This is a genomic window from Planktothrix paucivesiculata PCC 9631, assembly GCF_900009265.2.
Lineage (GTDB): Bacteria > Cyanobacteriota > Cyanobacteriia > Cyanobacteriales > Microcoleaceae > Planktothrix > Planktothrix paucivesiculata.
Genome location: NZ_LR735018.1, coordinates 46,417 through 59,844 on the forward strand (window position 1 = coordinate 46,417; position 13,428 = coordinate 59,844).

Below are 13,428 nucleotides of genomic sequence, written 5' to 3' on the forward strand. Positions count from 1 at the left end.
GGGAACAGGGAACAGGGAATACCGGAACACCGGAATAGGGTTTTAATTTTCAGTGTCCCCAGACGCTGGGGGAGATGGCTCAGAAGTGGGACTAGAATTGGTTTCTGGTAATACTTCATCCTTCGTTGGTTCAGCTTCAGGAGCGGCCGGAGGCACTGTTACGTTAACATTGGGAGCGGGTTGGGGAGCCGCCGAAGGAACTGTTACATTAACATCGGGAGCCGGTTGGGGAGCTACAGGGGGAACTGTTACGTTAACATTGGGAGCGGGTTGGGGAGCCACAGGGGGAACTGTTACGTTAACATTGGGCTTAGGTTCGGGCACTTGTACGGGAACAGGGACAACTTGAGTTCGATTTTTCTCAATAATCACCGTATCTCGCCCTGGGGCTTGGGTTTTGGGGGGATTAGATTCCGATTGTCCTGGCCCTACGGTTGGGGCTTTGGAAGCATCGGGTTTAAATAAAGTCGGCCAAACTAAAGAACCAATTCCTAGTGATAATAATACGGCAACTCCTATACCAATTAATGTACCCCAAGCGGTCTCATTATTGACTTTAGCTCTTTCATTTTGACGAATAGATTCATCCCTTACGGGGTCAGGATTCTCCCGATTAGAATGGGGTTGATTTCGAGGTTGATTATTCATAGGTTTTTCCCAAGGTTCATCTCAATTAAAAACGAATTGATTTAGATGAGATTGTCCTAATTAATGTACCTAAAATCCTGGCTTAAATTCATCTATCTGAAGGCATATTACCTGCAATTATGATTATTTTTACGCAATTAGTTTTAGAGAAAGAGAATCAACAAGTTACAGTTCATCTCGCTCTAACCGCAGAACAACGGACAAAAACCCGTCAATATATTGAAACTTTAGAGGGTGAAACCTATTATCTTCGTCTTCCCAGGGGAATAATTTTAAAGGCGGGGGATTTATTAACCTCTGATGCTCAAGATATTTGGGCGAAAGTTGTTGCTAAACCTGAACCTATTATTACGGTCAGGGCTAACCATTCCCTCGATTTATTAAAAGCGGCTTATCACTTAGGAAATCGTCATGTTCAGTTAGAAATTACCGCCGACTATTTACGATTTTCCCCCGATCCTGTATTATCTTCAATGTTAGTGCATCAAGGATTAACAATTCAAGAAGAAATTGCTCCTTTTTATCCTGAACGGGGAGCTTATGGACATGATCATTAATAATTACGAATTACGAATTACGAATAATGATTTTAAATTTATTACAACTTTCAAGTCCGGCTTTACCCTTGGGTGCTTATAGTTATTCTGAAGGTTTAGAAACCTTAGTGGAAACTCAAGTTATTACTGATCATTCTAGTTTATTACAGTGGTTAATTCAAGACTTGAATTATGGCGCAATTCGGTTAGAAGCTGCCTTAATGGTTCGGGCTTATCGCTGTGTGATTAATCAAGATTATAACCAATTTAATTATTGGAATCAATGGTCAACGGCGGCGAAAGAAACGGCAGAATTGCGCCAACAAAGTTGGCAGATGGGGAACACTTTAATCCAGCTTTTAGTTAATTTGGAAAAGGTAAAAAAAACAGATTTAGAGTTACCTCCTCTGAAAGATTGGACGGAAAAAGTGGGCAAACCTTGTAATTATGCGATCGCATTTGGACTAGGTGCAGTATATTGGGATCTTGATCTCAAAAATGCCCTACTGGGATATCTCTATAGTTGGGCGACTAATTTAATTAATGCTGGGGTAAAACTAATTCCCTTGGGTCAAACTATGGGTCAAACTTTACTCTTACAATTACACCCGGAAATAGAATCAACAGCTACAGCTATTTTACAATTAGAAGATGAGGATTTAGTGAGTTGTAATTGGGGGTTAGCCTTAGCAAGTATGGCCCATGAAACCCAATATAGTCGATTATTTAGAAGTTAATTATATCAATTTATGGTATAATTAATTTAGATAGTTTTTCTCTTAATTTTATGTCTGGTTTAAGAATTGGAATTGCCGGGCCAGTGGGTTCAGGAAAAACAGCCTTAGTTGATGTTTTGTGTAAGCAAATGCGAACCTCCTATCAATTAGCGGTAGTTACGAACGATATTTATACTCAAGAAGATGCTCAATTTTTGGTTAATTCCCAAGCCTTAGAAAGCGATCGTATTTTAGGAGTAGAAACCGGAGGTTGTCCCCATACAGCTATTAGAGAAGATGCCTCTTTAAACTTAGCGGCCATTGAACAATTAGAAACCAAATTCAATAATTTAGATCTGTTATTTGTAGAAAGTGGTGGGGATAATTTAGCGGCAACCTTTAGCCCGGAATTAGTGGATATTACGATTTATGTTATTGATGTAGCCGCCGGAGATAAAATTCCCCGCAAAGGTGGGCCAGGAATTACCAAATCCGATTTATTAGTGATTAATAAAATTGACCTCGCGCCCTTAGTCGGTGCAGATTTAGGAATTATGGAAAGGGACGCGAAAAAAATGCGAGGAAACAAACCCTTTGTATTTACCAATTTAAAAACCCAACAAGGATTAGATGCTATCATTAAATTTATTAAGTCTCACTTAATCCCGTAGTAAGCCCTTCAGGGCTGTCTTAATTCCTTAGAGTTAATAGTAAAAACTAACATTAATAACGATATCCCGTAGTAAGCCCTTTAGGGCTGTATTAATTCCCTAGAGTTAATAGTAAAAACTAACATTAATAACGATGTATAATTATTGGTTTAGCAATGATAAAAACTTGAAGAAGCCCGGTCGGGCTTACTACTTTTATGAAAAATTTAGAAATCAATGCCTCCCAATGGCAAGGAATATTGGAGTTAGATTATCAAAAAATTAACAATTCTACTCAGTTAGTTAAAGCTTATAGTCAAGCTCCATTAAAAATTCAACGTTCTTTTTATCCCGAAGGTCAGGAGATCTGCCATAGTATTATATTACATACGGCCGGAGGAATGGTCGGGGGCGATCGCCTCTGCCAAACTATTAATTTACAACCCACAACCCAAGTAGTATTAACCACTCCCGCAGCTAGTAAAATTTATCGAAGTTCGGGAGAAACGGCTCACAATATTATTAATATTGAAGTCCAAAAACAAGCCTATTTAGAGTTTATTCCCAGGGAAGTAATTATCTTTAATGGAGCTATTTTTAGTCAAAATCTCCGAGTTAATTTAGCTCCTGACGCTTGTTATTTGGGATGGGAAATTACCCGATTTGGACGCACAGCGAGGGGAGAAATATTCAATCAAGGACAGTGGAAATCCTGTACAGAAATCTGGCAAAATGGCTGTCCGGTTTGGATTGATCGACAGGGGTTTATAGCCAATGAAGAAATATTGAATAGTCCCCATGGTTTGGCAGGACAACCTGTAATTGCCACCTTAACTTGGGTGGGACAATCTGTTTCTGAAGATGTTATTAATAGTATCAGACAATTGTGGTCAGAGCGAGAAACTTCTAGTCAAGCTGGAGTGACCCAATTAATATCAGGATTACTCTGTCGCTATCGAGGAAATTCGACCCAAGAGGTGATACACTGGTTTACGGATGTTTGGCAGTTGCTCCGTCAAAATTATACGGGAAAATCAATTGTCAAACCTCGCGTCTGGCAACTTTAATGGCTTAAAAATTATTAAGATAAATCTATGCAATTATCCCCGCAAGAAAAAGATAAGTTATTAATTTTTACGGCTGCTTTATTAGCAGAAAGAAGGAAAGCAAAAGGACTAAAATTAAACTATCCTGAAGCCGTTGCTTATATTACTGCTGCTATTTTAGAGGGGGCTAGGGAAGGACGAACAGTTTCGGAATTAATGAGTTATGGAAAAACAATTTTAAGGCGGGAAGATGTGATGGAGGGGATTCCTGAAATGATTCATGACGTACAGGTAGAAGCCACTTTTCCCGATGGAACAAAATTAGTTACTGTTCATGATCCTATCGGTAATTAGTAATCATTCATCTTTAACATGACGTAGAGACGCGCCAATAGCCTACGGCATCGCTGCGCTCGGGCACGTCTCTATTTATACAGTTGATTTAGATTTGCTATATCAACTGATTAGTGATTACTGATTAATGGGGATAGCTGCGGTTTTCACGTCTAAATTCAGGGGTTGACCTTGACGTTTAATTTGCATTTTTAACTGACTTCCTACCGTTACATTCTCAACAATTTGTTGGATTTCATCGGCTTTTGTGACGGGGTTATTATCCACTTGAATAATCACATCTCCGGCGCGTAATCCTGATTGATGGGCGGGTGAATTAGGCATAACGCGGGCAATCAAAACTCCTTGATCTTCATTCACACTAATCGGACTATTTGGATCTTGATTTAAACTTTCTTTGACTTCAGGAGAAAGCGTGACCATTTGAATTCCTAAATAGGGATGTTCGACTTTTCCTGTGGTGGAAATTTGATCGGCAATGCGTTGAACTTGATTAATCGGAATAGCAAATCCTAAGCCCTGAGCGCCTTGAATAATTGCGGTATTCATCCCAATTACCTCACCGTTTTGATTGAGTAACGGCCCACCGGAATTACCCGGATTAATAGCGGCATCGGTTTGAATAAAACTGACTCGTTTATCGGGAATACCAACTTCACTTCCCGAACGACCTGTGGCACTAATAATACCTACAGTGACGGTATTATCTAATCCTAATGGGTTGCCAATGGCGATCGCTAATTCCCCCGGTTGTAAAGTCTCAGAATTACCAATAGTTAAAGTCGGTAAATTATCCGCTTGAATTTGAATCACAGCAACATCTGTTACCGGGTCAGCCCCAATTACTTTTCCTTCAAATTGACGACCATCTTTTAAGACAACCGATACTTTTGTTGCCCCATCAACAACGTGAGCATTAGTAATAATTCGACCATTGGAATTAACAATAAATCCTGACCCCGAACCCCGAACAATTTCCTGTTTAGGAGTATTGGGCATTTGGGAACCAAAGAAACGTTCAAAAAGGGGATCATTAAACTGTTGGGGAATCTGATTTTCAATAGTTTTGGTCGCGTTAATTCGGACAACGGCTGGCCCAAAACGCTGTACCACGGAAGCCACGAGGTCGGGAGTGGCAATTGTCCCCGGGTTGGCACTGACCGGAGCCCCAAGGGCGGTCGGAGGTACGGGGGATGTCACCGTCGCGGGGGTGGGTTGAGGGCGTTGGAGTTGAGGTAGAATAGACATCCCGGCAATTCCTGCCCCTACTCCTAATAAAACTAAAGATAAGGAAGTTAAAGATTGGGTTCTCGGATGTTGAGTCGGACGGGGTGTTTGCGTCCATTCTAAACGGGGGGATTCTACGGAAGAATTTAAAGCATCAAAATCAGATTTCATATTAATACCTCTATTTATAAGGATTTAAGGGGTTGTTCGGTGTTTTGCCCCGATATTCTTTAAGTTACAGGTTGAATATGACATTACTGTGGCAAAGGTATGACACCCAGATGAAGATTTTAGTATTAAGCAGAATTAAGTAATTTTACGGATTGTCAGTTTAATTGATCACAATCAGAAGCATCATTTTGTTAATAAACGGTGTAGAATTATGATAAAATAAACTCAATAACTGATGATCAAATTTTTTGATTTTTTAAATCCTTAAAATTTAGATACTAATTCGTTCATAATTAATTTTAAACTTTCCCCCAATATTGATAATGATTGATTTTGCAAATTCAGAATCTCCCTTGGGAAGCATTTTATTAGTAGATGATAAACCTGATAATTTAAGACTATTATCTACAATGTTAACAGAACATCAATATGAAGTTAGGCGGGTGACAAAAGGGGTGATGGCATTAAAAACAGCTAAAGCAGCACCCCCGGATTTAATTCTTCTGGATATTAAGTTACCCGATATTGACGGATATCAAGTCTGTGAATCCCTCAAATCCGATCAGATTACGGCGGAAATTCCGATTATTTTTATTAGTGCTTTAGATAATGTTTTAGATAAAGTTAAAGCCTTTAGTGTGGGAGGAGTTGATTATATTACTAAGCCTTTTCAGGTGGAAGAAGTATTAGTCAGAGTTAAAAATCACTTAACTTTACGAACTCAACATCAACTTTTACTGGCACAAAATGAAAGGTTACAACAGGAAATTCAAGCTCGCAAAGTAATTGAAGCAGCTTTGCAAAAATCTCAACTGGAACTACAGAAACTCAACCAAGAATTAGATCGGTTAGCCCATTTAGATGGATTGACTCAAACAGCTAACCGACGGCAATTTGATTACTATTTACAGCAGGAATGGCAGCGACTCAGTTCTGAACAAAATCCCTTATCCTTGATTATGTGTGACGTCGATTATTTTAAGTCCTATAATGATACCTATGGTCACCAAGCGGGGGATGATTGTTTACGAGCGATCGCCCAAGCAATTAGTCAAGCCATGAGCAGTTATTCCGGTTTAGTTGCTCGTTATGGGGGAGAAGAATTTGGGATTATTTTACCTCAAACCCAAGGATCAGAAGCCCATAAAATTGCCGAAAAAATCCAACAGGAAGTGGAAAATTTACAACTGGTTCATGCCGGATCTAAAGCCAGTTCTTATATTACTTTAAGTTTAGGTATAACCTCTCTGATTCCTTGCCTAGATTCTAGTCCATTCCTATTGATTGAATTAGCAGATCGCGCTCTCTATCAAGCCAAAAAACAGGGGCGAAATTGTATTATTACATTACTTAAATAAAGCCATGTCTGAAAATCTACCCATTTCCCTAAATACAGCCACCCAAGAACAATTGATTGAGGAAGTTATCAGTCTACGAAAACAAGTCCTACAACTGGAGCAAATCAAGAGTACAGAACCCTATCAAGTGGCGCAACAAAAAGCTTTGTTTGCGGTGATTAGTAAAATTAGGGAATCTTTAGATTTAGATAGTATTTTTAAGTCTACTGCCACGGAAGTTCGTCAACTTTTAAATGCTGATCGCGTTGGGATGTATAGGTTTGACTCCGATTCTAAATATGAATGGGGAGAATTTGTTTCTGAGGATGTTTTGCCCGATTTTCGTCCGGCGTTATCCGCCAAAATTAGAGATCATTGTTTTGGGGAACATTATATTAACTATTATCTTCATGGCAAAATTTGGAAATCTAATGATATTTATGACTCAAAATTACCCCGTTGTTATGTACAGGTATTATCCCAATTTCAGATTAGGGCTAATCTAGTTGCACCCTTGCTTAAAGGGAAGGACTTATGGGGATTACTCTGCATTCATCAATGTTCTGGCCCTCGAGAATGGCACGAGTCAGAAATAGAATTTGTCCGCCAAATTGCCACCCATTTAGGAATAGCTTTACAACACGCTGAATTTGTTAAACAGTTACAAATGCAGTCAGAATATTTAACCCAAGCGGTTAATCAAGCAGTTGAACGAGAAATAGCCGTGGCTGCAATTATCAATAAAATTCGTCAATCCCTCCAACTGAATACGATTTTTACCACCACAACCCAAGAAGTGTGTCAACTTTTAAAAGCGGATCGAGTGGTGATTTATCGATTTAATTCTGATTGGACTGGAGAATTTTTAGTGGAATCGAAAACAGAAGAATGGAAATCTTTAATTGAAGAACAACAGTATGATCCACAATTTAAACGCAATGTGAGTGAATGTAGTGTCAAATACTTAGCTAATCTTTCCAGCAGTGATAGTTATTTACAGGAAACTCAAGGAGGAAACTTCACCCGAGGCGAAGTATTTAGGGTTTGTAATGATATTTATAAAGCCAATTTTTCCCCCTGCTATATTGAAATATTAGAGAAGTATGAAGCTAAAGCCTATGCGATTATTGCGATTTATCAAGGGAAAAATTTATGGGGTTTATTGGCAGCTTATCAAAATCAAAGCCCTCGACATTGGCAAAAATCAGAAATTAATTTTTTAATTCAAATTGGTGGACAATTAGGTGTAGCCATTCAACAGGCGGAATTACTCGCCCTAGCGGAACAGCAAAAACGAGATTTAGAAACCATATTAGCAGCAGAACTCCATCGTCAATCGGAAAGTTTAATTCAAGAAGCAGAACGAGAAATAGCCTTAGCTCAAGTGATTGATAAAATTCGCCGGACTTTGGATATTAATACTATTTTTGAAACGGCGACGGCGGAAGTTCGTCAACTCTTAAATGCGGATCGAGTGGCGGTGTTTAAATTTAAACCCCATTCCAATTGGAATCAAGGAAAATTTGTCTCAGAAAATGTTTTATCTAGCTTTTGTTCTCTCTTAGAAACTCATATAGAAGATCACTGTTTTGGAGAAAAATTTGCTCAGAATTATCCCCTGGGTCATGTTCAGGTTTTACCTAATATTCATCAGGCAGGATTAACAGATTGTTATGTACAGATTTTAGCTCAATTTGAAATTCAGGCTAATTTAGTTGTAGCCTTACTCAAAGGCGATGAATTATGGGGATTATTATGTATTCATCAATGTTCAGAACCCCGTCAATGGCAAAAAAAAGAAATTGAATTTGTACAGAAAATTGCTATACAATTAGGGGTAGCATTACAACAGGCAGAACTCCTCAGTCAAGCTCAAAAACGTTCAGAAGAACAGGCAAAAGTTGCCGAACAGGAAAGAGCTTTAGCAAGGGTTATTGACCGAATTCGTCAAACCTTAGATATTGATACTATCTTTAGTTCCACCACCCAAGAAGTTCGCCAAATTCTTCAATGTGATCGGGTTGTTGTCTATCATTTTATCTCAGAGTGTCTGGGAGAATTTATCTTTGAATCTAAGCTTTCTGGGGGAATTCCTTTAGCAGAAGCTGAACATCAAAACCTCTGGTTAGATACCCATTTAAAATACCCCACAATTAATCAATATCAAAACCATGAACCTTTAATTATTGATGATATTTTAAATATTTCTTTGTCTGAGTCTACTCTCAGGATTTTAGAGGGATTTCAGATTCGTGCGTATATCTTAGTTCCGGTTTTTGTGGGGGAAATTCTCTGGGGATTATTAGGAGCTTATCAACATAGTAATTCTCGTCATTGGGCTTTACGAGAAGTGAGTCTTTTAACCCAAGTTGCTAATCAGTTGGGGGTTGCTATTCAGCAGGCTAAACTTTTAGCTCAACTGCAAGAAGCTAAAGAAACCGCCGATGCCGCTAACCGGGCTAAAAGTGAATTTTTAGCGAATATGAGTCATGAATTAAGAACACCTTTGAATGCGATTTTAGGCTTTACCCAAATTTTAGCTAAACATCACCAATTGAGCTCTATACAACGGGAATTTTTGGGAATTATTGAACGTAGTGGAGAACATTTACTCGATTTAATTAATGATGTTTTAGAAATGTCAAAAATTGAAGCGGGACGACTCACCTTAAAAGAAACGACTTGTGATCTTTATCATTTATTGAATAGTTTGGAAGAAATGCTGGAATTAAAAGCAGAAACGAAAGGATTAAATTTAATTTTTGAACGAGATCAAACCGTAACTCGATATTTAAAATTAGATGAAAGTAAACTTCGTCAAGTTCTGATTAACTTACTGGGAAACGCGCTCAAATTTACTGAATTTGGGTCTGTGATTCTGCGGGTTAAACAAGAAATAAAAAGATTATCAACTGAAAAATCCGTGACTATTACCTTTGAAGTAGAGGATACTGGCCCCGGTATTGCCGCCGAAGAAATTGATTTATTATTTGAAGCCTTTGGGCAAACGGAAACGGGTAGAAAATCCAAGGAAGGGACGGGGTTAGGTTTACCCATCAGCCAACAATTTGTACAAATGATGGGAGGAAATATTACCGTTAATAGTATTTTAGGAAAAGGAACAATCGTGAGATTTTTTGTTCAAGCGAGTTTAGCAAAAGGCGAGGATATTCAACCCCAAACACCTAAAAAATCCGTGATTCGTTTAGCCCCAGGACAACCCAACTATCGAATTTTAGTAGTGGAAGATGCGATCGAAAATCGTCAAGTGTTGGTGCAATTATTATCGATGACGGGGTTTGAAGTTCAAGAAGCGGTTAATGGTCAAGAAGCGATTGAATTGTGGTCAAGTTGGCAACCCCATTTAATTTGGATGGATATGCGAATGCCGGTGATGGGTGGAATGGAAGCAACTCGGCGGATTCGAGACTATTCCCAGAAGGAAAATTCCCCGATTATTATTGCATTAACTGCCAATGCCTTTGAAGAAGAACGCGCCCAAGTTTTACAGGCTGGATGTGATGATTTTGTGAGTAAACCCTTCCGAGATTATATTATTTTTGAAAAAATGGCAACTTATTTAGGATTAGAATATGAATATGCCGACTCCGATGATTCAGGAAGTTCAACGGCTAATCTACAGGGAATATCCGACCCTTCTAACCTAAGCCTAGATTCCTTAGTATTAATGCCTCCAACTTGGATTCAGGAATTTCATGAAGCGGTACTTTGTACCAAAGAAAAACGGATTTTTGAGTTAATTGAGCAAATCCCTGAACCCTATTCAGCTTTAGCGTTTGCCCTGACAAAATTAGCCAATGAATTTCAATTTGATCAAATTTTAGCAGTGACAGAAACCCTGATCCCGTAGTAAGCCCGACCGGGCTTCTTGATTCCGTAGTAAGCCCTTCAGGGCTTCTTTCCTATCTCTAAATATCATAAGAGAGTCCTAAAGGACTTACTACGGTTAACGAACATCAATTTTTGCTAAAGCCGTATTCCGATAATAGTGGGCTAGAATCTGTTGATAACCGTATCCACCCCGCGCTAAGTTATAGGCTCCCCATTGACTCAAGCCCACCCCATGACCAAAACCGCGACCCGTGACTTGAAAACTGGTGGTTCCACTTTTGCGACTGACTTGAAATCGGGTGCTGCGAAGTCCCAGGACTGAGGCGATATCATCCCCACTCATCACCCGCGTTCCTTTGTCCCCAACCACTTTCATCGCTAAAATACTGCCATAGGCCGAAGTCCGTTGGGGGGTCATCGTCGTAACATTCCCGACACCGGAAATCCGTTTGCTTAAATCCGCTTGTGAGAAGGTTTTTGTCCATTCAAACACCGGAGTTCCTTGGTCAAAGTCAGGGACTCCCCGTAAATAGGGTAAGGGTTCATTCCAAACATCCTCAACATTTTCGGTATGTCCCCCAGAAGCAGAATGAAATGCTGCCAAAATAGCTTGACCGTTATGGGTTAAAACCTGTCCCCGGGTGGCATTCACTGCTGACTGGGTTCCTGTAGATTCAGTAATTAACCCTTTATAGACTTGCCAATTTTGATCATCTCCGACATCAAACACCCCATTACTGCGTTGACGTTTGTAGAGGGCGTAGGTTCTAGCCGCCACTGCCTGAGCTTTCAGGGCTTCCTGGGGCCATCCGCCGTCCATTTCTGCCCCTAAAACACTATAGAGATATTGCTCTAAATCGACATAATTAACCGCAGTCAAACCGCCATTCCGAGGTACTAATAAGACCCGTCCTCGATACCAGGCATTAGCTATCCAAACATTACCGCCATTGCTGGGGTCAATCCAGAGTTGGGAGCCTTGCCAGTTGCCCAGGGCGACCTGTCCCGATTTCGCCTGGGCGACACCGCCCCCCATCGCCACCAACTCGCCCAGGGCTTTACCATTGCCGTCTCGAACAACTGCCTTAGTGGTGCTACCGACTTTAACTTGATTTGCACCGTCTTCGATGGCGACTCGCAATAATAGTTGGGCTTGGGCTGGGGCAACTATACACAACCAAATCAGCAACGTTGTCCAGCCATAGCGTTTGAAACGTTGTACGGAGTTAGTAAAAATATTCTGGGGTTGGGTTAAGGAACAAACCATAATCTCGATCAGATCCAGCAGGATTAATTTATCATATATAGCGCTAGGGAACAGGGAACAGGGAATAGGGAATAGGGAATAGGGAATAGGGAATAGGGAATAGGGAATAGGGAATAGGAAATAGGGAATACCGCAGAAAAAGAGTTAGCCCTCTGGGTTTGAGTATCAGGTTATGTCCTAATAGCCGGCGCGACTGCTATACCTTCGGCTTTAGAAAACAGAGGTAGTAAAGCTACTAAACGTCAGTAAGTTGGGGTCAAGGTTATTCAGAGTTGCTAAAATTTGACCATTAATCAGAAGTTGAGTTGAACCATTGACGGCCGTTAGGGTCAGTTGTTCAAGAATCAGACCCCCATCTAGGACAATCATATCCTCGCCGATGGTAAAGTCGTTGATGATATCGGGGCCAAATCCTGCCACCAGAACAAAGCGGTCATTCCCTTCGCCTCCGGTTAGGATATCTGCGCCTTCAGCCCCGACTAAGATATCATTGCCTTGACCTCCGTTAAGAATATCGTTGCCTTCTCCGCCATCGAGGGTATCGTCACCTTGATCACCCCAAACCAAATCATTGCCTTCGTTTCCATCCAGAAGGTCGCTGGCTTTTCCGCCATAAATAAGATCGCTGCCAGAGTTACCAGAGATAGTATCGTTCTGTTGGTTACCCAAGAGAAGATCATCTCCTTCGTTTCCTTCTATTATGTCGGCTCCGAGGTTGCCGAAGATTAAATCATCTTTGTTACCTCCTTTAATTGATTCATCTCCTTGACCTCCATAGAGTTGATCCTCTCCATCTCCTCCATGAATCAGATCGTCTCCCGGGTTGCCGTTAATCCAGTCATTTCCCGTATTGCCAGTAATAATATCGTTACCCAGGTTGCCATAGAGTTCATCCTCTCCGTCCCCTCCGGCGATTTGGTCGTTTTCCTTGCCTCCGAGGACAGTATCGTTACCATTACCCCCATCAATGAAGTCATCCCCTTGATTACCGTTGATGTAGTCGTCCCCTTCTCCTGTTTCGATATTGTCGCTGCCTGCTAAACCAAAGATGATGTCAGCTTCTACCGCACCTAAGATATCATCCTCTCCATTACTGGCAACCTTTGATTCGGAGATGGCATTAGCTTCTAAGCTCTTAAATACGATATTTTTAATGAAATTAGTGGGGTCATAAATATCATAATTAAGATCTTTTAAAAAACTAAAAGACATCAACCCAGGAGTCTGTTTTTCTCTGGGTATAGGCGTGGGTTTAACTGTTGGTTCGGGCGTGGGTTCAACTGTTGGTTCGGCAGTGGGTTCGACTGTTAGTTCGGGCGTGGGTTCAACGCTGGGTTCCGGTGTCGGTTCAAATGTTGGTTCAACTGTTAGTTCGGGAGTTGGTTCAACACTGGGTTGCGGTGTAGATTCAACTGTTAGTTCCGGCGTGGGTTCAACGCTGGGTTGCGGTGTAGATTCAACGCTGGGTTTCGGTGTAGATTCAACTGTTAGTTCCGGCGTGGGTTCAACGCTGGGTTGCGGTGTTGGTTCAACTGTTGGTTTGGCAGTGGGTTCAACGCTGGGTTGCGGTGTTGGTTCAACTGTTGGTTTGGCAGTGGGTTCAACGCTGGGTTGCGGTGTTGGT

10 protein-coding genes and 1 pseudogene are annotated in these 13,428 nt (G+C 40.7%); 7 read left to right on the plus strand and 4 right to left on the minus strand.

Annotation, left to right across the window (positions count from 1 at the left end):
* Positions 1-42 precede the first annotated feature (42 nt).
* Positions 43-648 (minus strand): hypothetical protein, encoded by a 606-nt coding sequence (locus PL9631_RS14430; protein ID WP_083621373.1) that lies wholly within the window; start codon positions 646-648, stop codon positions 43-45.
* Between the two features lie 119 nt (positions 649-767).
* Between PL9631_RS14430 and ureE the strand changes: the two genes are divergently transcribed.
* The 5 genes from ureE (at position 768) to ureA (ending at position 3,950) form a co-directional block, all read left to right on the plus strand.
* Positions 768-1,205 (plus strand): urease accessory protein UreE, encoded by a 438-nt coding sequence (ureE, locus tag PL9631_RS14435; RefSeq protein ID WP_083621374.1) that lies wholly within the window; start codon positions 768-770, stop codon positions 1,203-1,205.
* A 26-nt stretch (positions 1,206-1,231) separates the two neighbouring features.
* Entirely contained in the window at positions 1,232-1,921 is a 690-nt protein-coding gene (locus PL9631_RS14440) for an urease accessory protein UreF (protein WP_083621376.1), read from the plus strand.
* Positions 1,922-1,971: 50 nt separating this feature from the next.
* Positions 1,972-2,571: an urease accessory protein UreG gene (gene ureG, locus PL9631_RS14445; RefSeq protein ID WP_083621378.1), complete on the plus strand. Its 600-nt coding sequence runs from the start codon at positions 1,972-1,974 to the stop codon at positions 2,569-2,571.
* A 197-nt stretch (positions 2,572-2,768) separates the two neighbouring features.
* Positions 2,769-3,617 (plus strand): urease accessory protein UreD, encoded by an 849-nt coding sequence (locus PL9631_RS14450; protein WP_083621379.1) that lies wholly within the window; start codon positions 2,769-2,771, stop codon positions 3,615-3,617.
* 27 nt (positions 3,618-3,644) lie between these two features.
* Positions 3,645-3,950 (plus strand): urease subunit gamma, encoded by a 306-nt coding sequence (gene ureA / locus PL9631_RS14455; protein WP_083621381.1) that lies wholly within the window; start codon positions 3,645-3,647, stop codon positions 3,948-3,950.
* A gap of 117 nt (positions 3,951-4,067) precedes the next feature.
* Here the strand turns inward: ureA and PL9631_RS14460 are convergent, their stop codons facing one another.
* On the minus strand, positions 4,068-5,348 hold the full coding sequence (locus PL9631_RS14460; RefSeq protein ID WP_083621383.1) for an HhoA/HhoB/HtrA family serine endopeptidase: 1,281 nt from the start codon (positions 5,346-5,348) through the stop codon (positions 4,068-4,070).
* A 323-nt stretch (positions 5,349-5,671) separates the two neighbouring features.
* On the opposite strand from PL9631_RS14460, the gene PL9631_RS14465 reads away from it, so the two are divergent.
* Positions 5,672-6,706 (plus strand): diguanylate cyclase domain-containing protein, encoded by a 1,035-nt coding sequence (locus PL9631_RS14465; protein ID WP_083621384.1) that lies wholly within the window; start codon positions 5,672-5,674, stop codon positions 6,704-6,706.
* Between the two features lie 4 nt (positions 6,707-6,710).
* On the plus strand, positions 6,711-10,556 hold the full coding sequence (locus tag PL9631_RS14470) for a GAF domain-containing protein (RefSeq protein WP_083621386.1): 3,846 nt from the start codon (positions 6,711-6,713) through the stop codon (positions 10,554-10,556).
* 96 nt (positions 10,557-10,652) lie between these two features.
* Here PL9631_RS14470 and PL9631_RS14475 read toward each other — a convergent pair whose 3' ends face one another.
* Positions 10,653-11,804: a SpoIID/LytB domain-containing protein gene (locus tag PL9631_RS14475; protein WP_083621387.1), complete on the minus strand. Its 1,152-nt coding sequence runs from the start codon at positions 11,802-11,804 to the stop codon at positions 10,653-10,655.
* A 210-nt stretch (positions 11,805-12,014) separates the two neighbouring features.
* Positions 12,015-13,428: pseudogene (locus tag PL9631_RS14480) on the minus strand (hypothetical protein); the annotation flags it as partial.